Consider the following 25,904-nt stretch of genomic DNA (forward strand, 5'->3'; position numbering starts at 1 on the left):
CCAAAGCATTCATTAAATTAGGGTTTCTCTTCAATCAGAGAAACCCTTTTTCTAAATAAAAAATAATTATTTACCCCTTCTTTTCAAATATTTCTTCAGATAATTGTACATTGGCTACCGTAAAATCAAAATATGGCTAGACTCTTTACACAGGTATTCATCATATTATTATGGCTGTTGACAAGTCAATATTCATTATTGGCACAAGATTTTAATACGCCGTTTTTACATTATAAAGAATTTCAAAAAGCTGACAGTAATAAATTATTTTTACGATTTGAAAATTTCAATTTTGTGAAAAACAATGAGTATTCCGGCACTTTCTCCAATGGAACAACCTGGATCGGCTACTCAGCAACACCAAAATTGGTTTATTATCCATCTTCTAAAATTCGAATTGAAGCTGGAGTGCGGTTTCAGCAATATTCAGGACGAACAAACTTTAATGAAACACAAGCAATATTCTCTGTAAACTATCAAGCCTCAAGTAAAGTCAATTTAATTTTAGGAGGCTTAAACCAAAACAACAACCATATGCTTTCAGAGCCCATGTTCGAGCCGGAAAAGTTTTTTACAGATAAAGCAGAAAGTGGAATTCAACTTTTGTATCATACAAAACGATTAAAACTTGACACATGGATTAATTGGGAACAATTCATCTTAAAAGGGGATCCTTTTCAGGAAAAATTCACTTTCGGAATTTCAAGCAGCTATCAATTAAATAATACATCTTCACAAAACAGACTATCTATACCTGTTCAAATTCTTTTCGCACACAGAGGCGGTGAAATTGACTCTTCCGACGAATCCGTTCAAACCATTGGCAACTTTTCATCCGGCCTTGATTTTTTAAGAAAAGTTGAAAATTCCAGATTTACTTCATGGTATATCAGAGCTTTAGCTTATTACGTCAGCGACAACTCCTCTGTTAGAGAATTCCTTTTTAATAAAGGACATGCTTTTTACCCGCAGATTGGCATTAACACGAAACATTCTCAATTTAGACTAGGATATTGGTATGCATATCATTTCATTGCCTCAAGAGGTTCAGAATTATTTCAATCAATATCCTATAGCAAACCCGGTTCATATCAAAACAGAAGAGAACTGGCTACCTTTAAGTATTTTTATGAGCGGAAGATAAGTAAAGGCATCCATTTGGGAGGAAAAATTGATTTATATTATAATCCAGTCAATTCAAATGCGAATTACGCCACAGCAATCTATCTAAGAATCAATGGAGATTTCTTTCTGAAAAAAATTAGCTGGAATTAAAGCTTTGCTTTCTCAATTTTATAACGATACAACTTGTTTTTCCAAATATCACCCGCATATTCCACATTAATTCTGGGATGAAGGGTATAATTGCATAACATGCCATCATCTTCCACCCAAATTCGATTCGAGTTCTCCAGATTCTCTCCATAAAAACTCTTATTCAACTTCAATTGCTGTCCGATTTTACCAGGACCATCAATTCCTTCAACACCACGAATTAATATTGCCTGAGCTTGATTCTTTTTCCCGGTTACAATATTCAGCATCCAATACATCCCGTAAATTAGATAAACATAGACACAGCCACCGCAAGAATACATAACCTCTGTTCTTTTAGTACGCCCTTTTGATGCGTGAGAGGCCAAATCCACCTCCCCCACGTACATTTCAATTTCTGTTATTCGAAACCGCTCTTCTTTCATTGTATCAAATTTTCTCACAATAATTTTTCCGACCAGATGATGGGCAACAATATGGATATCCTTCAGAAAAAAATCTCTTTTTAATCGAACACTCATTCGTTTCAATATTTTTAATTACCAAATGTAAAACTCCTTAGTTCCTGCATATCAAATCTTCCAATTGCAATTCTTTCCAAAAAAATACTAAAAAGAGACTTCAAAAATAAATTTATTTCATACTTTTGCAGAGAAATTGTAACGATGGGCTTACTTACTATGACTCCCTACCCCAACAACTTGATTCTACTACCCTTAGCAAGTAAAGGATTCATTATTGGGAAATATATCAATTTGATTTTTTGACAGACTTAACTCCTCCACATTACCCGATTATCCACATCAGGTTAAGTTCTTCATCAATAAATCGTTAAAAAAATTGGTGTATTTATAGGATTCTTGTACTTTTGCAAGCCAAATTGGAATAATTGTATTAAAAGTATTATTTATTAAAAGTTTTTAACGTGGATACATTAAGTTACAAAACAGTTTCTGCAAACAAAGCAACTGCTACTAAAGAGTGGATTGTTATTGATGCAGCAGATCAGGTGTTAGGTAGACTTAGCTCTAAAGTAGCAAAGCTGATTAGAGGTAAATACAAACCTAATTACACTCCTCATGTTGACTGTGGAGACAACGTGATTATTATCAATGCTGAGAAAGTACGTATGACTGGAAATAAAATGACAGACAGAAAGTATTTTTCTTACACCGGACACCCAGGTGGACAAAGAATTAAAACTCCAGCTGATCTTTTGGCGAAACACCCAGAAAGATTAATTGAGAAGGCTGTTAAAGGTATGCTTCCAAAAAATCGTTTAGGAAGAACTCTTTACACAAACCTATATGTAGTTGTAGGTCCTGAGCACAAACACGAAGCTCAGCAGCCAAAAAAATTAGATTTAAACACAATTAAATAAGTAGGTATGGAAGTTATTAATGCTATTGGACGTAGAAAAGCAGCTGTTGCCCGTGTATACGTAAGCGAAGGTAAAGGTCAGATTACCATCAACAAAAAAGAGCTTAAAGAGTACTTTACTACCGGAACTCTACAGTATATCGTAAAGCAACCTTTAAACCTTTTAGAGGTAGCTGAAAAATACGACATCAAAGTAAATCTTGATGGTGGTGGAGTTACAGGTCAAGCAGAAGCTCTTCGTTTGGCAATCTCCAGAGCACTTGTTAAAATTGATGCAGAATCAAAATCAGCACTAAGAACTGCTGGTTTCATGACTCGCGATCCTCGTGAGGTTGAACGTAAAAAACCAGGTCAACCTAAAGCACGTAAGAAATTTCAATTTAGCAAGCGTTAAAATTTTTGTGGCAAGTTTAGTATCTAAATTGGTAAGACTTCGATTTTCGAACTACTTAGCAATTGCCATAAAATGAATGTAAACGATTAAAAAAAACAAAAATGTCAAATACAACATTTGAAGAATTATTAGAAGCAGGTTGCCATTTTGGTCACTTGACTAGAAAATGGAATCCAAAAATGGCTCCTTATATTTTCATGGAGCGCAATGGAATTCACATTATCGACTTGCACAAAACAGCTGTAAAGCTGGATGATGCCGCCGCAGCATTGAAACAAATCGCTAAATCAGGAAGAAAAATTCTATTTGTTGCTACTAAAAAGCAAGCAAAATCAATCGTTTCTGAAAAAGTAGCAGCAGTAAATATGCCATATGTAACTGAGCGTTGGCCAGGTGGTATGTTAACTAACTTCCCTACTATCAGAAAGGCTGTTAAGAAAATGTCTACCATTGACAAAATGGAAGGTGACGGAACTCTTAACCACCTGTCTAAAAGAGAAAGACTACAAGTATCTCGTCAAAGAGCTAAGTTGGAAAAAAACTTAGGTAGTATTGTTGATCTGACCAGATTACCGGCAGCTCTATTTGTAGTTGATGTAATGAAAGAATATATCGCTGTTAAAGAAGCAAACCGTTTGGGTATTCCTGTTTTCGCAATGGTTGATACAAACTCAAGCCCAGATGGTATTGATTTCGTAGTTCCTTGTAATGATGACGCTTCCAGCTCTGTCTCTATCATTCTTGACATTGTAACCGCTTCTATTAAAGAAGGTTTATCGGAAAGAAAAGTAGAAAAAGATAGTGAATCAACTGAAAAGAAAGCTTCTAAGCCTAAAAAAGCTAAGAAAGCAGATGCTCCTGCCAAAGAAGCACCAGTTACTGAAGTTGCTCCAGCTGTAGAAGTTGCACCAGAAGCTCCAGTTGCAGAAACGACTCCAGAAGCTCCGGCTACTGAAGAAGAAAAGAATGATAAGGAATAATTAACTAACAAAAAATTAGATATATCATGTCTATTAAAGCAGCAGACGTAGCCAAATTGCGTAAAGCAACTGGCGCAGGAATGATGGATTGTAAAAATGCTCTTACTGAAGCTGAAGGGGATTTTGACGCAGCGGTAAGCATTATTCGTAAAAAAGGAATGGCGATTGCTAATAAACGTGCCGACAGAGAAGCAACTGAAGGTGTTGTATTAGCAAAAGTTTCTGAAGATAAAAAAAGTGGTGTAATGATCACTCTAAACTGTGAAACTGACTTCGTTGCGAAGAATGATAGTTTCGTAGAATTTGCAACTAAAATTCTTGATTTAGCTTTGGCAAACATGCCTGCAGATCTTGAAGCTTTGAAAGCTTTAGAGCTTGAAGGAAGAAAAGTTGAAGAACACGTTACTGAGCAAACCGGTGTTATCGGTGAGAAAATCGATTTGAGTTTCTTTGGTAAAATGGAAGCAGAATATTCTGTTGCCTATATTCATGCAGGAAACAAATTATCTACTATGATTGGTTTTAACAAATCAATGGATGAGCAAATGGCCCGAGACGTTGCTATGCAAGCTGCAGCTATGGCTCCAATTAGTATTGATAAGGATGATGTTGCTGCTGATGTAGTTGCAAAAGAACTTGAAATCGCAAAAGAAAAAGCTCGTTTAGAAGGAAAACCTGAGGCTATGCTTGATAAAATTGCACAAGGCCGATTGGTTAAATTCTTTAAAGAATCAACATTATTGAACCAGGACTTTGTTAAAAACAACAAGCAAACTGTTAAGCAGTATCTTGCTGAATCTGACAAAGATTTAACTGTGACGAAAATGATGCGTTTCACATTAAATGCTTAATACAATTATTATTACATATAAAAAGAGTTCCTTTCCGGAACTCTTTTTTTTTATCTTATCGTAGAATTTTCTCAACTTTGGGTATAAAAATCTGAAAGAATGGTTAAATACAAACGTATACTGCTAAAATTAAGCGGCGAATCATTAATGGGTGATCAACAATATGGAATTGATTCACAACGATTAAGTGACTATGCCGAACAAATTAAAGAAATAACTGATCTAGGTGTTCAAGTTGGAATCGTAATTGGCGGCGGTAATATTTTTCGCGGGCTAAGCGGTGCAGCTAAAGGTTTCGACCGTGTAAAAGGCGATTCGATGGGAATGCTGGCTACAGTAATTAACAGCCTTGCTCTTAACTCCGCATTGGAAGCCATTCAATGCAAATCAAGGGTTTTAACAGCCATTCGAATGGAACCAATTGGTGAATTCTATTCAAAGCAAAAAGCGGTAGACTACCTTTCAGAAGGTTGTGTTACGATCTTCTCTGCCGGAACAGGTAATCCATATTTCACAACAGATACTGGCTCTTCGCTTCGAGGAATTGAAATAGAAGCTGACGTAATGCTTAAAGGAACCCGTGTTGACGGCATTTATACTGCTGATCCTGAAAAAGACAGTACTGCTACAAAATTTGAAACCATTACCTTCGATGAAATCTATCACAAAGATTTGAGAGTTATGGATTTAACTGCAACAACAATGTGTAAAGAAAACAATTTACCAATAATTGTTTTTGATATGGATACAAAAGGAAATTTAAAGCAAGTGATTGAAGGTGAAAATATTGGAACATTAGTTCACAATTAACAGCCAAAAGCTCTTTACTACTGATACATTTTAGTTTTAGTAAAAAAGGACTATCTTTATTTCATCATAGATTTTTGCTATTTTTGTAAGCACTATACATTGATCAATAAAAACATATAAAAATCTTTCTCCGATGAATGAAGAAGTTCAAATGTATCTGGATGATACGCAGGAAAGGATGGAAGCGGCTGTTGACCATCTTGAAAAAGAATTAGTGAAAATTCGTGCTGGAAGAGCAAATCCAAGCATGTTGAATGGTGTAATGGTGGATTACTACGGAAGCTTGACTCCTCTTGCTCAGGTTGCCAACCTAAGTGTACCTGATCCTAGAACAATTGCTATTCAGCCTTGGGAAAAACCAATGATTGTACAAATCGAAAAAGCGATTATGAATTCAAATTTGGGATTTAATCCGGATAATAACGGAGAATTAATCAGAATTCATATTCCTCCTTTGACCGAAGAACGCAGAAACGACTTGGTAAAACAGGCTAAAGCTGAATGTGAACACGCCAAAGTTAGCGTCCGAAATGCCAGAAGAGATACCAATGTTGAATTAAAAAAACTGGTGAAAGATGGTTTGTCGGAAGATATTGAAAAAGATGCAGAAGCTTTTGTTCAAAAGCTTACCGACACATTCAGCAAGAAAATTGATGACTTGCTGGTTGAAAAAGAGAAAGATATCATGACCATATAATAATTGAAAAAAGCTGCCGGTTGGCAGCTTTTTTTACAATTATTAGTTTCTTAATTTCTTAACTATCTGCATAAATATTTTCAATCGCTCATCAGAAATGTCATTCTCCCAATATCCATCTTCCTTAAAATGCGAACCGACAATAAAAGCAGAAGCATAATCCCAATACTCCGAAAGATTCTCAGCAGTAATACCTGATCCAATTAATACTGGAATATGAATTTTATCCTTCAGGCTTTTTAATTCGTGCAAATAAACAGTTTTCCCTGTTGAAGAGCCTGTAATAATAACTCCATCACTTAAGAAAAATTCGGCAGCCTCCGCTGTTTCTGCAATATCAACATCCGCAGTAATGGCATGTGAGCTGTGCTTCTTTTTAATATCTGTAAACACAAAAACATCATCTGCCCCAATCTCTTTTCGATAGCGCATCATCTCCCCGGCACAAGAATCAATATAACCCTCGTCGGCAACATGTCCAAATACAAAACCTTCGGCACGGATAAATTGAAAATTAGCCGCTTTTGCCACCGCCAGAGCTTCTTTATTCGCTCCTGCCAATATTTGAATTCCTAAAGGTAATTTTACCGCATCACGCACTGCTTTTGCAACAACTGCCATAGCTGCTGTTATTTCCGGCCCCACCGAACCTTTTAGGTAAGGAACGTCGTGCATATTCTCAATCATGACTGCATCCAAACCGGCTGTTTCATACTGCCTGGCTTCTTTTACAGCAAGTTCACAAATCTTTGCCAAGGAATATTTATTCTTCGGCGTTCCAGGCAATGCCTGAACATGCACCATTCCGATGATCGACTTATTAAGCTTCATATTTTAAGGATTTGAGATATCAAAATTAAGATATGAGATCATTAAAACATTATTTAGTTACTTTCTAGAATCTTAAACAACTCATCCAATTTTGGGGTGAGAATGATCTCAGTTCTACGATTTTTACTACGACCTTCGGCGGTTGCATTAGTACCAATCGGCACGTATTTACTACGACCCGCAACGGTAAGTCTTTCAGCATCAATTCCAGCATTTAAAATCAGTATCCTAACAATCGATGTTGCTCTTTTCACACTTAAATCCCAGTTGTCTTTTAGCTCACCGCTGCCCTTGTAAGGAACATTGTCGGTATGACCTTCAATCATTACATTAATATCTTTGTTTTGGGACAATACACCTGCCAAATGCCCTAATGCTTCCACTCCTCTTTGATCCACCTGATAACTTCCCGATTTAAAAAGGAGTTTTTCATCCATAGAGACATAAACCTTTCCATTTTTAGTAGTGATAGACAAACCATTGCCTTCAAATCCGGTAAGGGCATTCATTACCTTTTGTTTTAAAGCCTTTACGGCCTCATCTTTTCTATTTAAAGCCGATTCCAACTCCTGCAATCGCTTATCTCTCCGGTTCAATTCAGACTGTAAAGTATCAAGGGTTCGTTTGCGGGCATCCATTTCTTTTTCCAATGAAAGAACCTCGTCTTCGCGCAATCTCAATTCATTTTGAGCTTTTTTAATCTGACCTAATAAAGCTTTGGTTTCTTTCGCATTTCCGGCCTGCATTCCTGCCAATTGATTTAGTAAATCCTGATTACTCTTTTCAATTCTACTTAATCGTTCCCGTGCAGACTGAAGACGCCTTGATATCAGCAATGTATCGGCAAGAATATTTTTATATTTTCCATCTAAAACCTCAAGTTTTCCACTCAATTCATTATTCAATTCGCTTAGCGTGAGATTTTTTTCCTTTTCCATCTCCAATTCGTCCTGACAGTTTTGCTGCTTAGATTGGAGTTCTTGAAATTGTCTTGTCGGAACACAAGAAAAGCATAGAAAAACTGATGCTAAAATAAATACCAGCTGACTCGTTTTTTTGAACATGTTTAAATTGTACTTTTGTTAGTAATGAAACTTGCAATTACACAAGCAAATATAAGAATCTGACATGGTATCGTCATCACCAGACAGAAGAATACTTTAGTTTTTATTATTATCTTCGTCAATATTTTTCTTCCAGAATAATCTGTTTATCCGCTATCAGTTGAAAAAAATGATTGGGAAACAAATTCTTATTCTGTTAAACGATTAAAAAGGGGATTTCGTACATGGCCAAGTCTGAAAAAGAATTTTTAGATAAAATCAATTTTCCATCCGATCTGAAAAAGGTATCTGAAGACGACCTTATTCAGGTTTGCGAAGAATTGCGCCAGGAAATTATTGAAGAAGTTTCGTGTAATCCAGGGCATTTTGGTGCCAGTTTGGGTGTGGTAGAACTTACCGTTGCACTTCACTACGTACTAAATACTCCCTACGACAACCTGATTTGGGATGTGGGTCATCAGGCATACGGACATAAAATTCTTACCGGAAGAAAAGATGTTTTTCATACGAACAGAAAATACAAAGGAATAAGTGGTTTCCCTAACAGGAACGAAAGTGAATACGATACTTTTACTGTTGGACACTCCTCTACTTCGATTTCTGCCGCATTAGGAATGGCGACTGCTGCCCATCTAAACGGAGAGACCGATCGAAAAACAGTTGCTGTAATTGGTGATGGATCGATGACTGCCGGTCTGGCTTTTGAGGGATTAAACAATGCGGCCAACAATAATGCTGATTTACTGGTTATCCTAAACGATAACAATATGGCTATCGATCCTAATGTTGGAGGCTTAAACAACTATTTGCTGGATATCACCACTTCTCAAACCTATAATAAAGTAAAGAATGATGTTTGGCGGTTTCTTGGGAAATTAAACCGGTTAAATCCAAATACTCAAAAATTATTTCAGAAAGTAGAACAAGGAATCAAAACCATTCTGCTAAAACAAAGTAATATTTTTGAGGCTTTTAACTTTAGATATTTTGGACCTGTTGATGGTCATGATGTGAATCACTTGGTGAAAATTTTGGGTGATTTACAAAAAATTCCCGGACCAAAACTTTTGCACGTTATTACAAAAAAAGGAAAAGGGTTTAAACTGGCAGAGCAGAATCAGACTTACTGGCATGCCCCAGGAATGTTCGACAAGGTAACAGGTGAAATTTTACAACCTGAATCAACGAGTCCGCAAGCACCAAAATTTCAAGAAGTTTTTGGCAATACTTTGGTTGAACTGGCCGAAATGAATGATAAAATTGTTGGAATTACACCAGCAATGCCAACAGGCAGTTCATTAAATATCATGATGGAAAAAATGCCCGATCGTGCATTTGATGTTGGGATTGCAGAACAGCACGCCGTTACTTTCTCGGGAGGATTGGCTGCAAAAGGAAAATTACCATTCTGTGCCATTTACTCATCATTCATGCAAAGAGCTTACGATCAAGTGATTCATGATGTAGCTTTGCAAAATGTAAATGTTGTTTTCTGCCTGGATCGCGGTGGTATTGTTGGTGCCGATGGTGCAACTCATCACGGCGTTTACGATCTTGCATTTTTCAGATGCATTCCAAATATGACAATTGCTTCTCCTCTTGATGCTATTGAGTTGAGAAATTTGATGTTTACTGCCCAACAAGAAAATATGGGTCCTTTTTCTATTCGTTACCCTCGAGGTAAGGGTCGTATTCTTGATTGGCAAAAACCTTTTGAGATTCTTCCTGTTGGCAAAGGCCAAAAACTAAAAGACGGAAAAGATCTTGCAATTTTGTCGATTGGTGCCATTGGTGTGGAAGCTGTGGATGCCATTGAAGAACTGGAAAAAGACGGCTATTCGATTGCCCATTACGACATGAGATATCTGAAACCTATTGATACCGGATTATTGCATGAGGTTCTTGGAAAGCACAATCAAATTATCACTCTTGAAGATGGGTGTATTATTGGCGGATTAGGTTCTGCAGTCATCGAGTTTGCGAATGATAATCATTATCAGGTAAGAGTAAAACGATTGGGTGTACCCGATAAGTGGGTAGAACAAGGTACTCAGCAGGAATTGTATCGTGAATGTGGATACGACAAATTGGGAATCATAGAATCAGTAACCGAAATTTTAGCCGAAACTGAGGGTTAATGATTATCTCTATATCCATCAGAATAAGGATCAAGCCCTTCGAAATCTCCTGTAAAAGAATCAATTCGGGCCTGAAGTTCCTGATTCATTTTAATTAGATAGATTGTGTCTTCGGTACGCAACTCCACAACATTTATTTTATCACCATTTGGTTTGGTAATACTGATCAAGTCATCTTCATAAATTCCATCGGGAAAGGTTTTTATCAGACGTTGAATCAACTCAATACCAATGCTTTTAAAGTCCTTAATTACTCTTTTCATCACACACTGATTAATAATCGATATCAATCTTTTTTCACATTCCCCTAAAACTGGTCCGGGCAGATAAGAGTTTCAAACAGAATCATTCCCTCTTTTATTACTGATCTCAATTTAAGGAATTTAAGAGAATGAAAAAAAATATTCTCCGGAAAGAAGTCTATTTATATTTCCAATTTAATGGTACAAAATTGAAAATGAGAACGAAATCAAGCTTCCCGAAACATCTTGGGTCGCACATAAATCGTTTTCGCTCAAATAAAAGTGAATTCTATACCCCAATACCAGCATTCCTAAATATTAAAAGCCTAGTTTTGCCGACTTATTCAAAATTTTGATGATAACATATGGTAGATTTTTTTAGAAAGAAAGCAGCAAATTCAAAAGATGATATATTATCCGGATTAACCGTAGCTCTTGCGTTGGTACCAGAAGCGGTTGCCTTTGCCTTTGTGGCTGGTGTTGATCCTTTAGTTGGACTTTACGCTGCCTTTATGGTTGGTTTAATTACTTCTGTTTTTGGTGGTCGCCCGGGAATGATATCCGGAGCTACCGGAGCCATGGCAGTTGTTTTGGTCAGCCTTGTAAAGGAAGGAAATGATCTGGGAATGGCAATGGCTAATCCTGTTCAGGATATGGGTTTGAACTATTTGTTCGCAACAATAATTCTGGCAGGTGTTCTTCAATTTTTAGCCGGTGTTTTCAAGTTTGGTAAATTCGTCAGACTCATTCCCCACCCTGTTATGATGGGGTTTGTAAATGGTTTGGCAATTGTTATTTTCATGTCGCAGCTTGGGATGTTTCCACAGGTAATTAACTGGGATGCCATTTCTTTCTCAGACTACACCCTACATATAAACCGTGAAACTTTTTGGGCAGCAGATAAAGTTCTATATACGATGGTTGGTTTGGTAATTCTCACCATGAGTATCATGTATCTTCTTCCTAAAATTACAAGTAAAATACCTGCAGCTCTTGTTGCAATTTTAACTGTATCGGCCATTGTAATATTTGGGAATCTTGATGTCAGCACTGTTGGATCATTTATTAGAGATGGCGGCGGTACTGGTCTTAAAGGTGGTTTGCCTTCTTTCCAGAGTCAATTGTTTGTAATGGTTCCTTTCAACTGGACTACCGTTGCATTTATTCTTCCTTATGCGGTAATTTTAGCAGCCATTGGTCTTATTGAGTCGCTAATGACTTTGAATTTACTGGATGAAATTACCAACAGCCGTGGAAACGGAAACCGCGAATGTATGGCTCAGGGAGCTGCAAATATCGTTACCGGATTTTTCGGTGGAATGGGTGGATGTGCCATGATTGGTCAATCGCTGATTAATGTAAAATCGGGCGGACGAGGAAGACTATCAGGTATTATTGCTGCATCTACCTTATTGATATTTATTCTTTTTGCCTCTCCTTATATCGAAATGGTGCCAATCGCTGCACTTGTGGGAGTAATGTTTATGGTGGTTATCGGAACATTTGCCTGGTCAACCTTTAATGTATTACTTAAAATACCAAAAGCCGATGCCTTTGTATTGGTTCTTGTATCCGGCCTAACTGTTATCTTCGATCTTGCCATTGCAGTACTGGTTGGTGTTATCGTAAGTGCTCTTGCTTTTTCCTGGGAAAATGCCCGTAGAATCCGTGCAAGAAGATCGTTTCGGGAAGATGGTACTAAAATATATGAAATCTGGGGACCTCTGTTTTTTGGTTCCATAACCACTTTCAATAACAAATTTGATGTCGAAAATGATCCTGAATCGGTAGAAATTGATTTTATCGAATCGCGTGTAGCCGACCATTCGGGAATTGAAGCAATTAGTAATTTGGTTCAGAAGTATGAAAATGCCGGAAAAACCATTAAATTGAAACACTTAAGTGAAGACTGTATTACTTTACTGCAACGTGCCGATGATCACTTTAGAACCGTTATTTTGAGAGATATTGATGATCCGAGATACTATGTAGTGACCGATAAAGCGAAAATTGGATAAGCTCAAAAGATATTCGTGATGGAAATTCGTTTCCATTGCTTTTTTTTCACCTCCTTCCCACGTGGGAGGAGGTGTTTTGTATAAAAAAGGGCTTGAATTTTCATCCAAGCCCACTTCATTAGTATTTGGATTTTATTTCAATCCCAGTTTCTTGGCAATCTCGGTAGGAATCGCATCTTTATGCAATAGCAAACCAACGGTTTTGTACTGTACAAATGCCTTCGATGCATAAAAATATCCATCGTAAGGATTGTTGTCGGTTCCCCACGAGTTTTTAATCAGGTAATACCTGTTCCCGTTTTGATCTTTCGCAGTACCCACCATGTGCATCAAATGATCTTCAGTCGATTCGTAATTATCAAACGCAGTTTGACGCATTTCCTGTGTTATTTCTTTTTCTTTCACAGGATATTCTGTTCCGTATGCCGCTTTCTGATCCTTGCTCATTTTCTCCCATTTCGAAATTTCCGCATTATCCATGCTTTTTTCTTCGGTTTCGGGAACTACAGCCACACCTTTACGATATGCAAATCCATCTTCACTAACATCGCTTCCCCAGGCAAGACTGTATCCATTCTCAATGGCATTATCAACAACCTGCATCATTTCATCCATTGGTAAATTGTACACCTTACCCAACGACCAGTTATCCGGTCCTTCAAAAATAAAGCTTTCGTAAAACGGATGATGTGTATAGGAAGTAATTGTTACGTAATCGTCCATATTAAGGCCTTGTTCCTTTGCGAAAGACTTTGGTGTGTATTCTTTAGTATTGTACGTAAAAGTCTCTGGTATCTCACCTAAATAAGCATCTAAAATTCCATCAAAACCTTTCATCCAAACCGGAGTAATTTTTTTGTTCTTGTTTTTCACCACAGCATCAACATAGGCTTTCAAAACCTCATCCATTTCGCCGTGCACCGGCATTGTTTCACCAAATGTATTTCCTGAGTAAGCCGATTGCGGAATCAGACCATATTTCTTCACCACATTTAAAGCATCCCAGCCTTCAGCTCCGGCAGAAAAACTTTTCATCCCGTGAAAACGGACATAATCCCTGGCACGTAAATGATAGTTACGGTTCACAATAAACATCTCCGAAAGATCCAATCCTCCTTTTCCCAACCGAATAATTTCCGATTCCAAAAATGAAATACTTGCAAAAGACCAACAAGTTCCGGATCGGTACTGATTTTTCACCGGCGTTGCTTTCAATTGCTTTTCAATAGTAAACTGATAGCTTTTCTTTACCTCTTCCTTTTTTTTAGCAGAAGATGTTTGAAACAGGCCAAATGCAAGAATGGCCGCAATTAAATATTTATTCTTCATTTTTATAATTGTTAGCTTGTTTAAGTTAATTATTATCAGGTAAATCTTGATAAAACAATTCTTTGCTGTATTTTTGATTATTAACAAAAAGATCATGCAATGTAAAAATAATTCAACAATTTTATTGTTGGAAAAATCAAAACCAAACAACATTTTCTAACTTAAATATCACACAAAAATGAAAAAAATCGCTTCAATTACACTGTTGCTGGCTATGAGTATAGGCTTTGTAGCTTGTAATGAGAAACCAGCCAAAAAAACTGAGGTTTCTCCAATACAAAAATTAGTAGATCAGTACGCTGAATTTGAACTTACAACAGACATCAGTAAACTAACTAAAAAAGAAAAGAAAATGCTTCCTATTTTAATGGAAGTTGCTGATATTATGGAAGAGTTATTCTGGAAAGATGCAATTGGAGACAAAGCGGAATTTTTAGGAGCACTTACTGATCCTGCTGCTGTTGCTTATTCAAAAATAAATTACGGCCCTTGGGATCGTCTGAACGACAACCTGCCTTTTATAGACGGATTTGGGGCAAAACCTAAAGGTGCAAACTTCTATCCAGGCGACATGACTCAAGAAGAATTTGATGCCATTCCAGACGAAATGAAAACCGATTGGTATACAAAAATTGAACGTGACGAGAACGGAGAACTGAAAGTGGTTCCTTATCATGTTGTTTACAAAGAACAAATTAAAAAAGCTGCTGATTTGTTACTAAAAGCCTCAGAATTAGCTGAAGATGCTGGTCTGAAAAAATATCTTGAGCTACGTTCTACGGCTCTTCTTACTGATGATTATCTGGCTTCTGATTTGGCTTGGATGGATATGAAAACCAACACGCTTGATTTCGTAGTTGGTCCTATCGAAACATACGAAGATGCTCTTTACGGATACAAAGCTTCTCATTCGGGTCAGATTTTGGTAAAAGACAAAGTTTGGAGCAAAAAATTATCAAAATTTGCTTCATTACTGCCACGCCTGCAGGAAGGTCTTCCTGTTCCTGCCAAATACAAAGCAGAAAAAGCGAACGCCAACGCGGATATGAATGTTTACGATGTGATTTACTATGCCGGCGATTGCAACGCGGGCAGCAAGAACATTGCTATTAACCTGCCAAACGATCCTCGTGTTCATGCTCAAAAAGGATCAAGAAAATTGCAGTTAAAAAATGCAATGAAAGCTAAATTCGATAAGATTTTAGTTCCTATTTCTGATTTACTGATGGACGAAAGTCAACGCAAGAACGTAACTTTTGATGCTTTCTTCGAGAATGTAATGTTTCACGAAGTAGCTCACGGTTTGGGTATTAAATACACTTTAAAAGATCATGAAAGCGTTCGCAAAGCATTGAAGGATACTTATACTTCTATTGAAGAAGGAAAAGCAGATATTCTTGGTTTGTACATGATTACACAAATGGCTGAATGGGGCGAACTCGATGCTGACAAGCTGATGGATAACTATGTTACTTTTATGGCAGGTATTTTCCGTTCGGTACGTTTTGGTGCTGCCAGTGCTCACGGAAAAGCAAATATGATTCGTTTCTATTTCTTCGAAGAGCAAGGTGCCTTTACAAGAAATGCAGAAACAGGAACTTACAAAGTTGATTTCGGGAAAATGAAAGCTGCTATGAATGAATTGGGAAAACAAATTCTAATTGTTCAGGGTGATGGTGACTATGAAGCGGCAAAACAAATGATTGCCGACAGAGGTTTTATTCGTGAAGATCTTCAGAAAGATTTAGATCGTATTAACAGTGCCGGTATTCCAAAAGATGTTGTATTTAAACAGGGAATGAACGTATTGGGATTGTAAATAAATTAGTGTCAGCAGTTAGCGCTGAGACTATTTCGAGCTGAAAATAGAAAAAGAGGCAGAATCAAAATTGATTTTGCCTCTTTTGTTCCCTCTCAAAACACCTTCTGTAATCCCATTCCCCTTATTTCCTCCCTTTTGTAATTGTTAAAATATTAATCTAATTTAGCGACTAAAAGACCCCTTTGTCTTTTTCTGGATTTTAATTTCTGTTATAATAAGTTTAAATAAGTACTAGCAATTCATAATATTTATGCTCTCAAAAACTGCCGAATATGCGATTCGTGCACTGGTTTATATCCAGTTGCAAAACTGGAAAGAAAAACGTCCGGGATTTAAGGAAATAGCCAAAAATATAGAATCACCTGAACATTTCACTGCAAAAATATTGCAGGTACTAACACGCTTCGATCTAATAAAAAGCTTGAAAGGAAGAAATGGCGGATTTTTCTTTGATAAAGAGCATGAAGATCTTCAACTCTATAAAATTATTACAGCAATTGATGGAGAAAAATCTTTTATCAGCTGTAGTTTTGGCTTTAAGAATTGTGATCATGAAAACAAATGCCCTTTGCATGATGATTTTTCAGAATTAAGAAAAAATTATACTGTTCTTGTAAAAAAACGAACCATACAAAGTCTTGCAAAAAAAATCCTAAGCGGAGAAGCTGTTCTAACACAGAACATTAAATAGATATATTTCAGGCAATAAATCTGAAAATCCGAAACCATAAAGGTGCCCAAATTGGGTATTTTACAACATAGCATATCATATTTAGCCTTTGTATCTTACCCTTCCTTTGAAACTGACCCGATATAACCATTTTATGATGGAGAAGTATAAACTGAATATGAGTAATAGAAGTAACATTCGTTGGAAGACTCTCCTTCTGATTTTTTTCGTTTTCCTTTTTGCATTTCGGGCTTCTGCAAGAAAACAAAAAGTACTTGTTTTGCATTCTTACCATCAGGGATTGAATTGGACCGATAATGTAAGTGCCGGAATACAGTCTGTTTTGGGCCATGAAGACGATGTTGAGCTGATGTTTGAATACATGGACACAAAAAGGAATTCAAATCCAGAATATCTGAAAGAATTCGCGAATCTTTATGGCCTCAAGCATCTAAAAAATAAATTTGATGCCATCATTGTTTCTGACAACAATGCCTTGGATTTTGTAAGAGATTATTATACCGATTTCTTTAAAAACACACCAATAATTTTCTGTTCTATTAATCAATTCTCCGATCAGCTGGTGAAAGGGATCGAACACATTTCAGGCGTTACCGAAGAAATTGACTCCAGAAAAACAATTGAAGTTGCCTTGCGCTTGCATCCAAAAGCAACAAAATTAGTTGTGATTAACGACAATCAGACCCAGTCGGCAATCTTAAACAGAAATAACATTAAATCTTTTTGGCCCGACTTACATACCGATGTTGAACTTGTTTTTTTGGAGAATTTACTCATTGATGAACTGGTTGATCAGGTTAAACACCTTGACCCCAACAGCATTATTTACCTCCTGAATTTTAGCCGCGATAAAGAAGGCAATTTTATCTCCTATCAGGAAAATATTGAAATTATACGAGAGGCAACAAAACTACCAATCTATAGCAGTTGGGAATTCTATTTTAACGAGGGTATTGTTGGAGGAATGCTCACAAGCGGATATAAAGAAGGGGAATTAGCAGCTAAAATTTCTCTTCAGGTATTGCAAGGGAAAGAGATCAATAAAATTCCAATTGTACAATCAGGATACAACAATTTCAAATTCGATTTTGAACAAATGAAACATTTTGGAATTCTCCCTAAACAACTTCCAAAAGGCAGTATCATCAGTAATCAACCACCTCCTATTGTTCCCCAGTACCAAACATCACTATTTGTAATAATTATATTCGGCTTAATCATTGCAATCATTTTAAGATACTCGAAATTGAAAAGGGAGCAAAATGAGAAGAAACTGATTCAGCAAAATGAAGAATTGGACCGAAGAGTAGCCGACAGAACAAAAGAAGTTGTGTTTGCGAACGAAAAACTGGAGTTGCAAACCGAACAAATTATCAAACAAAATCAGGAGCTGGAGGATCACCGGCACAATCTTTTGGAACTTGTTAAAGTGCGAACCGAAAATTTAGAAGAAGCAAATCTGGAACTTAAAAGCAGCCGGGACAGGCTTCTTCGAATGTTAGATGCAAATTCGGATGGTGTTTGGGAGCATAATTTCGCAAACGATCAAACCTACATTAGTAAGATCATCTGGGATAAACTGGGTTATAAATCTGTCACCATTTCAAACACCAAAGATCTTCTCTGCAAAATTATTCATCCGGAAGATTTAATCATCATCAAACAAAAACACCGGCAAAACAAATTGGGTTATAGTGCATTGTTTATTGTCGAATTCAGAATTTTCACAACCACTAAAGACTGGATGTGGTTCAAAGCAAAAGGACAAATTCTTGATTATGACCAAAATGGAAAACCTTTAAACATTGTTGGCACACTTATTAATATCACCCAACGAAAAGAAGCCGAAGAAACAATAAAAAGCGAAGAACGAAAGTTGAGAGTATCGGAAAAAAGATGGCGTTCCTTAATTGAGCAGGCATCAGATGGAATATTAATTTACAATACTGACGGCAATATTCTGGATGCCAACTCAGCAGCATGCAATTGGCTGGGCTATTCTGCTGATGAAATTCTGACACTGAATTACAGCGAAATAGATTCCAGACACAGCAGTTCGGAACTTCATTCTTATTGGAGAAAATTGAATGCTTCCTACCCTTCTCTTTCTTTTGAGTCGATGCAAAAAAGAAAAGACGGATCAAGCTTTCCTGTTGAAATTCACCTTAGCCTGATAGAATTGCAGGACAGTAAACTCATTTTGTCTTTGGTAAATGATATTAGTGAACGCCAGAAAACCGAGCGCAAAATTCTAAATGCAGTAATTAACACAGAAGAAAGTGAACGAAAACGGTTCGCTACCGATTTGCATGATTCTATTGGTCCTCTTCTTTCCAGCATCAACTTGTATCTGTCATCCATAAATAAATTTGAATCGGAAGCAGAGAAAAAGAACATTATAAAAGCTTCTGTTGAAGCGGTAAATGAAGCGTTGGTAAGCATCAAAGAAATTTCGAACAACCTGAGCCCGCATATTTTGAACGATTTCGGATTGGAAAAAGCCATTCGTTCTTTCACCAACAAAATCAATTTATCGCAGGCCATCAGCATTAGTTTTTATGCTGAAAATATGAAAGAGCGAATCAACCATCAGGTTGAAGTCGTTATTTTTAGGGTAGTAAGCGAATTAATTAACAATACAATTAAACACGCTAAGGCAACAAATATTGAAATAAACTTGTCAAGAGAAGAAAATTTAGTTTCTCTTATCTATATTGACGACGGAATTGGTTTTGATGCCAAGGAGATTAATGCCGGAACATCAACGGGAATGGGATTGTATAATGTATTTAGCAGGATTAAGTCGTTAAATGGTTCGCACAAAATAAAAAGCCACCCAAAACGTGGCGGCATGATGGCAGTAGTAGAAATTAATCTGTAAATTAAAAAGCATGAGTGAGTACAGGGTAATGATTGTAGACGACCACAAAATGTTTAGAAGTGGGTTGCGGTTTCTTTTAAATAGTGTTCCTAACATCAACATCGTAGGGGAAGCTTCGAACGGAAAAGAATTTCTCGAAATGGCAGATACTATTCCGATCGATATTGCCTTAATGGACATTAACATGCCTGAAATGAATGGAATTGAAGCCACCCGAAAAGCTCTCGAGAAATTTCCTGACATGAAAATAATTGTTCTGTCCATGCATGGAGAAGAGGAATATTACGATCAGATGTTAGATGCCGGGGTTAAAGGTTTTCTGCTTAAAAACTCCGATGCGGATGAATTGATAGCAGCACTTGAGGCAGTAATGGCCGGAAAAAGTTACTTCTCTCAGGAACTTTTAGTTGATATTCTTGATCAGAAAAGACTGCACAAATTAAGAACTGAAACCGTAAAATTATCACAACGGGAATTGGAAGTTTTAAAACTAATTTGTGATGGCTACAGCAATGCTGAAATTGCAGAGGAATTATTTATCAGCCAAAGAACGGTTGACCGCCACCGGTCTAATTTACTAAGCAAAACGGCTTGTAAAAATTCAACTTCCTTGGTAATGTATGCAGTAAAAAACAGAATTATTGAAATAAGTTAACCGCCTGATAGTATAATTATCGGATCTTACATAAATTTCCATTCGTATCCCGTTAACATTTCGTATTTTTAGTTTCTCAAAAAACAGATGTTTACAAAATGGAAAGCAATTCACAACTGGATCTGGCTCACAAGTTTGTACGATTCACAAACACCACAATTTTTTTAACGGGTAAAGCCGGTACCGGAAAAACTACCTTTTTGCGCCAGCTAAAAGAGGAACTGCCCAAACGAATGGTAGTTGTTGCCCCCACCGGTGTGGCGGCCATTAATGCTGGTGGTGTAACCATTCATTCCTTTTTTCAGCTGCCTTTTGGCCCCATAATGCCAGGGCAAATCTTAAACGAAGATAAAAACCCCAAAACCGAATCCAATTCTCCCATCCGGAAATACCGAAAAGAAAAAATCGATATTATAAAATCTCTCGACCTGCTGATTATTGATGAAATTAGTATGGTTCGCGCCGATTTACTGGATGGTATAGATGAAGTGCTTCGCAAATTTAAAAACAGAAACCTGCCTTTTGGTGGTGTTCAGGTACTGATGATTGGCGATTTGCAGCAATTGCCTCCTGTGGTGAAAAATGAAGAATGGAGTTTGCTTCGGAATCATTACGAAACCCCTTTCTTTTTTAGCAGTCGTGCATTTCTGCAATCGCAGCACATAAGTATCGAACTTACACATGTTTACCGCCAAAAAGACGAAAGCTTTATTAAAATTCTGAATGAAATCAGGAACAACCAACTCTCGCAGGAATCCTATACCGAATTGGAAAAAAGATATTTGCCCGATTTTAAACCAACCGATAAGGATGGTTACATCACTTTAACAACACACAATGCCCGGGCTCAGAAGATAAACGAAGAAAAACTAAAGCAATTAAAGGGAAAATCGCAGCAATTTAAGGCGAACATTACAGGCATCTTTCCCGAATACTCCTTTCCTACCGAAGAGCAGTTGCAATTGAAAACAGGGGCACAGGTGATGTTTGTAAAAAACGACAGCTCGCCCGAAAAGCTCTATTTTAACGGCAAAATAGGAACGGTTACCGGTTTTGGCGATGATGTAATTCATGTAAAATGCAAAACAGACAATTTCGAAATTGATGTGTATCCTGAAGACTGGCACAACATCAATTACAGCATCAACCCGGAAAGCAAAGAAATTGAAGAAACAATTTCGGGTGGTTTTTCGCAGTTCCCACTAAAGCTTGCCTGGGCAATTACCATTCATAAAAGTCAGGGATTGACTTTTGAAAGAGCGGTGATTGATGCCAATGCGGCTTTTGCACACGGGCAGGTTTACGTGGCCTTGAGCCGATGCAAGTCGCTGGAAGGATTGGTTCTTAAATCAACGCTAAGTAAATCGGGAATCATCTGCGACAACGCCGTATCTAAATTCACTCAAAATATTGAAGCCAATCCTCCGGGGGAAGAAAATCTGGAGAATTCCATTCGTAAATATCAGTTTCAGCTTCTCGAAGAACTGTTTTCTTTTCATGATATCTACCGAATCTGCAATTACTGCAACAAGCACTTACAGGATAACAGAAACAGTATTCAGGGCAATTTAGCTGATAAAATGAATGCTGCCTTTCCATTTCTTGGACCTGAAATTCTGGTGGTTGGCGAAAAATTTATTCCATCGGTAAAACGATATTGTGCCGATAATCAGAACTTGCATGAAAACAAAGAGGCGCAGGAAAGGATCAGCAAAGCTTCGGCCTATTTCGTGGGGAAACTGGAGGAACACCTGCAATCCATTCTGAAAGATTTTAGTTTCGATACCGATAATCAAAATATAAAGAAAGTAATTGAGGGTCATTTAAAACAGTTGAATGAAAAGCTAAGCGTTAAACTTGTTAGTTTAAAATCGTGTTTGAAAAAATTCGATACTGCCAATTACCAAACTGTGCGGGCCAAGGCTCATTTCGAAAAACAAAACTTCCGTTTAAAGAGTCCTAAAGAGGTGGTTGATGAAAACGTAAAACATCCCAATTTATTCCGGACACTAAAAAAATGGAGGAAGAATCTGGCCGATAAAATAAATGCTCCGGTTTATTACATCGCCTCGCAGCAAAGTCTGGTTGATATTGCCAACAATCTGCCCTACACAACCGATCAATTAAAAGCTGTGAAAGGCTTTGGAAAGAAAAAAATTGAACACTACGGCGCAGATGTAATCAAAATGGTTACGGAATATCGCCAGGGGCAAAATCTGGGTCTGTTGAATTTCACATCGGCTGAACCGAAGAAAATAATAAAATCCGGTAACAAACAAGATACGAAAGAGATAAGTCTGGAATTGTATAAAAATGGCCGGACAGTGCGTGAAATTTCCGCATTCAGAGATCTTACCGTTACAACAATAGATAAACATCTGGCGCATTACGTAGGTCTGGGAATGCTACCTCTCGATAAATTTGTGGAGAAAAAAAAGATCAAAAAAATTAAAAAACAGCTTGAAAAAGAGGGTGTTGAAAGCTTGAATGAATGCAAACAAGAACTTGGTTCAGATTACTCTTACTCTGAAATACGATATGTTCAGGCCTATTTAAAAAATGCAAATGCGAAATAAACCAATAACTTTTTAAGTTTCATTAACTTTAATTCAATCCTTTTAGCATTTCTATGCCCTACATTTGTAGTGTACAAAACAGAAAATGTTTTTTCATATAGATTAGATTTAGGTTAGAGAAAATCCCGGACTTCGCGGTTCGGGATTTTTCTGTTATACCAATTCATAAGGAAGAAGCTTGCAAAATCTTCTTCTAATTTTAGCTTCTTTTTTTTAAGGGCACTGAATGCCTGAAAAATGCAAAATAAACCAATAACCTTTTAAGTTTCATTAACTTTAATTCAATCCTTTTAGCATTTCCATACCCTATATTTGTAATGTAGAAACAGATAAGTTTTTTTTCATAGATTAGATTTAGGTTAGTAATTAGGGTTAGAGAAAATCCCGGACTTAGCAGTTCGGGATTTTTCATTTGATAAAATTTAATCTAAAAATTCACAGATTTCCACGAAGTAAAATCATTTGCAGAGATCATAAAAAATCACAATCATCTGCGTCTCCATTTTGAAAAACAGATAACTTTATCTTTATTTGTATTCAATTTAAATAGCATGTGCGATTTTTACTTTCTTTTTGGATGAATCGCATTCCAAATTTATATTTCCTGCTGTTTTAAATAGCTTTTAGCCAAGGGCTATTAGCTAAAAACTTCTAATTTTTGGTATGGAAGTTTATTAAACAAGTAATAGTTATTAAATAACAATAAATTGATTTAACGAATATGGAAGATATACAATCACCATGCATTAGCATTTGCCGGCAAGACAGCAACGGCGTATGCTTTGGATGCAGAAGAACAACAGAAGAAATAGGCAACTGGTCGCTGTACACCAACAAAGAAAAAGAAGAGGTAATTAAAAAAGCTGCCGACCGTCGAAATGCTCCCGACACAGCTACAGGAACTTTTTTCAGATAAAAACATTACAGCCAAAATTGGAATAACAATTCAACAAACAAGAAAAATATCAGAAACATCCCAGGCAGAAGCCCGGGATGTCTTTTTTTACAAACACCCATAAAAGCAATAAAAGACACTGGATTTAACAAAATCTGATATTTTCAGAAAACCACAGCAGGTTTCGATGCAAACCACGTGTGGTTTCATCCAAAAGCACGTATGGTTTCGAGTAATACCACAGCAGGTTTTGACCAAAAGCACAGCAGGTTTCGAGTAAAACCACAGTAGCATGCTGAAAGCGTGAAGAAAGATTTGGCTTCGACCAGTAAGTTAAAGAAAGAGGGCATTGCAGCGATTAATAATAACTTGGTTGGCTATATGAATACCATGGCAAAGGTAAATCCTGCCACCTACGAAGCTACCGCCAAAACCATGGCCGAATTAATCGATAAAAACAATGAGTTGGTAAAACGCCGCAAAAAAACAAAGGTGGCAGACAGCGAATTGGTTTAAAGCTAAGGCTAAGGGTTTCACACTATGTGAAGCCCTTTGTTTTTTAATGATACCCTTGCAAGCAAGAGATTGAAGAAGTAAGATGATGCTAAAGCCAAACACTAAGAATATTTTAATTCCAGTTGGCTAAAGCCGAACTGCAATAGATAAAAAACACAAAGCATTTACTGATGTAAATAGAAAACCAGACTGTTTATTGCTCTTATTTTTTAGGCAAAAAAAAATATAAATGATTGAGAAAGTGAAATGAAACTAATGCAAAACATCTATTGCAGTTGCTTTTAAGCAACTGATAACATGAAGTGAATAGATAGGCTTTAGCCACATAAAATAAATAACATCGATTAGTAGTTGATTTTATAATAGCAAGATGCTAAAACAGCACAACGCAAATAGAAAAAATGGCTCTCCCTTGGCCCTTTTCCAAAATAGAAAAGCTTTTTTTGTGCAATTACTCACATCCCTAAAAGTTGGCAGGTTTGACGGCTTGAATCTTTATTTCGATTTAGTACTTTAGACCAAATTGACTATAGTTTGAGCTATAAAGCCAAATGGTATAAGCTCGCGAATCTGTTTTTGGTTTGAATACTGAAGAACAATCAGTTTAATTTTTATTCAACACATAATTATTTCGAAACAGCACAAAAGTATTGATTATAATTTGCTAAGTTTGGGATTGTAAAATTGAAAAAGGTGCACAATACACCCCAATACGGCATGTATTGTGCACCTTTTTATCTGATATAGCAGAAATAAGTGCACCTATGGTGCACAATTTAAGAAGTTAGCCACAACTATAAAAAAACAACTGCACAAGAAATACTAAAACAAGAAGATATAGTAAAATGAACGAAGGCTTAATTACACAAGAAAATATAATTATAAAAGAACGATATATACTGGAAACCTCTTTTTGGGGCACTGCAAGGGTGAACGATATTTCAAGTGTCTTAAATTCTGTAATTGAAGAATTTGATAGATTAATTGAAGATACCTCTACAAGACCGTTAGTAATATTTAATTCAGAGAAGAATCAGAATTCAATAGATTACCCTCTTTTTCAAATTGGTCCAGATTTTAATTTCATTTTTTTACATGTAAAAGATACTTATTGGTGTAAATATGCTTATCAGTTTGCTCATGAATATTGCCATCATATCATTGAAAGCAATTTTAAAAGTAAGAACACTAGATTTGGATGGTTTGAGGAATCAATTTGTGAATTAGCTTCAATTTTTATTCTAAAAAAAATGGCTGAATCATGGAAAATTAAACCTCCATATCCAAACTGGAAAGATTACTCAGCAGCACTTAGTGATTATGCTGATGAAATCCTGAATAGAAAGAGTAATAGCATTGATGAATACTTAGGGAGCTGGATTAATCAAAACCTTTCCACCTTATATGAAAATTGTGAAAACAGAGAGATTAATTGTGCAATAGCAACTAATCTTTATGACACTTTTCAAGCCGAACATGAACTTTGGGGTTTGATTCCTTTTCTAGCTAAAATAAAAGTTCATAACGAAATGACTTGGAAAGAATATTTAGAGACGTGGGAAGATATATTACCTAGTTCAAAAACCAAATTATTTGAATTGTTGAAATCTAAACTATAAATAGCAGTGGCTAACAATGTATATACAAAATAGGCGAGATAGTAGTCCCGCTCCAAAATTGTAACGGTTTGACAAGTTTGAAGCCCGCAATCGCCTACATTGCATATACTCAACGTCAGACTGTCTAAAAACCTTGATAAGTTGTTGATAAGTTATAATTGCTGTATTTGGCAGGTTTTCAACACTTTGTTATCTTATGGTATGAGATTTATGCAAGGACAAGACAGAACACAAACTCAT

General features: G+C 36.6%; 22 protein-coding genes. 17 read left to right on the forward strand and 5 right to left on the reverse strand.

Features of this window, described 5'->3' with window-relative positions:
* Positions 1-132 precede the first annotated feature (132 nt).
* Entirely contained in the window at positions 133-1,275 is a 1,143-nt protein-coding gene (locus GQR60_RS14280) for a hypothetical protein (protein ID WP_124993580.1), read from the forward strand.
* Here GQR60_RS14280 and GQR60_RS14285 read toward each other — a convergent pair.
* A complete protein-coding gene (locus GQR60_RS14285; RefSeq protein ID WP_124993581.1) occupies positions 1,272-1,796 on the reverse strand; it encodes a DNA-3-methyladenine glycosylase in 525 nt (174 codons plus the stop codon). The genes GQR60_RS14280 and GQR60_RS14285 overlap by 4 nt on opposite strands.
* A 404-nt stretch (positions 1,797-2,200) precedes the next feature.
* On the opposite strand from GQR60_RS14285, the gene rplM reads away from it, so the two are divergent.
* The 6 genes from rplM to frr all read left to right on the forward strand — a co-directional run bounded on the left by rplM (position 2,201) and on the right by frr (position 6,387).
* Positions 2,201-2,656: a 50S ribosomal protein L13 gene (gene rplM / locus GQR60_RS14290; RefSeq protein WP_124993582.1), complete on the forward strand. Its 456-nt coding sequence runs from the start codon at positions 2,201-2,203 to the stop codon at positions 2,654-2,656.
* Positions 2,657-2,662: 6 nt separating this feature from the next.
* Positions 2,663-3,049 (forward strand): 30S ribosomal protein S9, encoded by a 387-nt coding sequence (rpsI, locus tag GQR60_RS14295; RefSeq protein WP_101261689.1) that lies wholly within the window; start codon positions 2,663-2,665, stop codon positions 3,047-3,049.
* 101 nt (positions 3,050-3,150) lie between these two features.
* Positions 3,151-4,029: a 30S ribosomal protein S2 gene (gene rpsB, locus GQR60_RS14300; RefSeq protein WP_124993583.1), complete on the forward strand. Its 879-nt coding sequence runs from the start codon at positions 3,151-3,153 to the stop codon at positions 4,027-4,029.
* A 26-nt stretch (positions 4,030-4,055) separates the two neighbouring features.
* Entirely contained in the window at positions 4,056-4,880 is an 825-nt protein-coding gene (gene tsf, locus GQR60_RS14305; protein WP_124993584.1) for a translation elongation factor Ts, read from the forward strand.
* Positions 4,881-4,979: 99 nt separating this feature from the next.
* Positions 4,980-5,690, forward strand: coding sequence for a UMP kinase (gene pyrH / locus GQR60_RS14310; RefSeq protein ID WP_124993585.1), 711 nt, complete (start codon positions 4,980-4,982; stop codon positions 5,688-5,690).
* Positions 5,691-5,823: 133 nt separating this feature from the next.
* Entirely contained in the window at positions 5,824-6,387 is a 564-nt protein-coding gene (frr, locus tag GQR60_RS14315) for a ribosome recycling factor (RefSeq protein ID WP_124993586.1), read from the forward strand.
* 42 nt (positions 6,388-6,429) lie between these two features.
* On the opposite strand, the gene GQR60_RS14320 is transcribed toward frr, so the two are convergent.
* Both GQR60_RS14320 and GQR60_RS14325 read right to left on the reverse strand, forming a co-directional pair.
* A complete protein-coding gene (locus GQR60_RS14320; protein WP_124993587.1) occupies positions 6,430-7,218 on the reverse strand; it encodes a BtpA/SgcQ family protein in 789 nt (262 codons plus the stop codon).
* Positions 7,219-7,271: 53 nt separating this feature from the next.
* A complete protein-coding gene (locus tag GQR60_RS14325; RefSeq protein ID WP_124993588.1) occupies positions 7,272-8,156 on the reverse strand; it encodes an OmpA family protein in 885 nt (294 codons plus the stop codon).
* 350 nt (positions 8,157-8,506) lie between these two features.
* On the opposite strand from GQR60_RS14325, the gene dxs reads away from it, so the two are divergent.
* Positions 8,507-10,420: a 1-deoxy-D-xylulose-5-phosphate synthase gene (gene dxs / locus GQR60_RS14330; RefSeq protein WP_124993589.1), complete on the forward strand. Its 1,914-nt coding sequence runs from the start codon at positions 8,507-8,509 to the stop codon at positions 10,418-10,420.
* On the opposite strand, the gene GQR60_RS14335 is transcribed toward dxs, so the two are convergent.
* Complete coding sequence (locus GQR60_RS14335) at positions 10,417-10,683, reverse strand: hypothetical protein (RefSeq protein ID WP_124993590.1); 267 nt, start codon at positions 10,681-10,683, stop codon at positions 10,417-10,419. The two genes, dxs and GQR60_RS14335, sit on opposite strands and share 4 nt — an antisense overlap.
* A 344-nt stretch (positions 10,684-11,027) precedes the next feature.
* Between GQR60_RS14335 and GQR60_RS14340 the strand changes: the two genes are divergently transcribed.
* Entirely contained in the window at positions 11,028-12,680 is a 1,653-nt protein-coding gene (locus tag GQR60_RS14340) for a SulP family inorganic anion transporter (protein ID WP_124993591.1), read from the forward strand.
* A 132-nt stretch (positions 12,681-12,812) separates the two neighbouring features.
* Here GQR60_RS14340 and GQR60_RS14345 read toward each other — a convergent pair whose 3' ends face one another.
* Positions 12,813-14,009, reverse strand: coding sequence for a C1 family peptidase (locus tag GQR60_RS14345; protein ID WP_124993592.1), 1,197 nt, complete (start codon positions 14,007-14,009; stop codon positions 12,813-12,815).
* Between the two features lie 178 nt (positions 14,010-14,187).
* Here GQR60_RS14345 and GQR60_RS14350 point away from each other — a divergent pair, with 178 nt between their 5' ends.
* The 8 genes from GQR60_RS14350 (at position 14,188) to GQR60_RS14385 (ending at position 25,664) form a co-directional block, all read left to right on the forward strand.
* Positions 14,188-15,828 (forward strand): dipeptidyl-peptidase 3 family protein, encoded by a 1,641-nt coding sequence (locus GQR60_RS14350; RefSeq protein WP_124993593.1) that lies wholly within the window; start codon positions 14,188-14,190, stop codon positions 15,826-15,828.
* A gap of 253 nt (positions 15,829-16,081) precedes the next feature.
* Positions 16,082-16,522: an RrF2 family transcriptional regulator gene (locus tag GQR60_RS14355; protein ID WP_124993594.1), complete on the forward strand. Its 441-nt coding sequence runs from the start codon at positions 16,082-16,084 to the stop codon at positions 16,520-16,522.
* Between the two features lie 136 nt (positions 16,523-16,658).
* Positions 16,659-19,403: a sensor histidine kinase gene (locus GQR60_RS14360; RefSeq protein WP_160463491.1), complete on the forward strand. Its 2,745-nt coding sequence runs from the start codon at positions 16,659-16,661 to the stop codon at positions 19,401-19,403.
* Between the two features lie 10 nt (positions 19,404-19,413).
* On the forward strand, positions 19,414-20,058 hold the full coding sequence (locus GQR60_RS14365; protein ID WP_124993596.1) for a response regulator: 645 nt from the start codon (positions 19,414-19,416) through the stop codon (positions 20,056-20,058).
* Between the two features lie 98 nt (positions 20,059-20,156).
* Positions 20,157-22,634: a helix-turn-helix domain-containing protein gene (locus GQR60_RS20290; RefSeq protein ID WP_124993597.1), complete on the forward strand. Its 2,478-nt coding sequence runs from the start codon at positions 20,157-20,159 to the stop codon at positions 22,632-22,634.
* A 721-nt stretch (positions 22,635-23,355) separates the two neighbouring features.
* The gene (locus GQR60_RS14375) at positions 23,356-23,550 is read left to right on the forward strand and encodes a DUF1289 domain-containing protein (protein ID WP_124993598.1); all 195 of its coding nucleotides are present in this window, start codon (positions 23,356-23,358) and stop codon (positions 23,548-23,550) included.
* A gap of 282 nt (positions 23,551-23,832) precedes the next feature.
* Positions 23,833-24,045 (forward strand): hypothetical protein, encoded by a 213-nt coding sequence (locus tag GQR60_RS14380; RefSeq protein WP_124993599.1) that lies wholly within the window; start codon positions 23,833-23,835, stop codon positions 24,043-24,045.
* An 845-nt stretch (positions 24,046-24,890) separates the two neighbouring features.
* Positions 24,891-25,664, forward strand: coding sequence for a hypothetical protein (locus GQR60_RS14385; RefSeq protein ID WP_124993600.1), 774 nt, complete (start codon positions 24,891-24,893; stop codon positions 25,662-25,664).
* The last annotated feature ends 240 nt before the right edge of the window (positions 25,665-25,904 follow it).

The sequence above is a fragment of the Labilibaculum euxinicum genome (assembly GCF_009795715.1).
GTDB lineage: Bacteria > Bacteroidota > Bacteroidia > Bacteroidales > Marinifilaceae > Labilibaculum > Labilibaculum euxinus.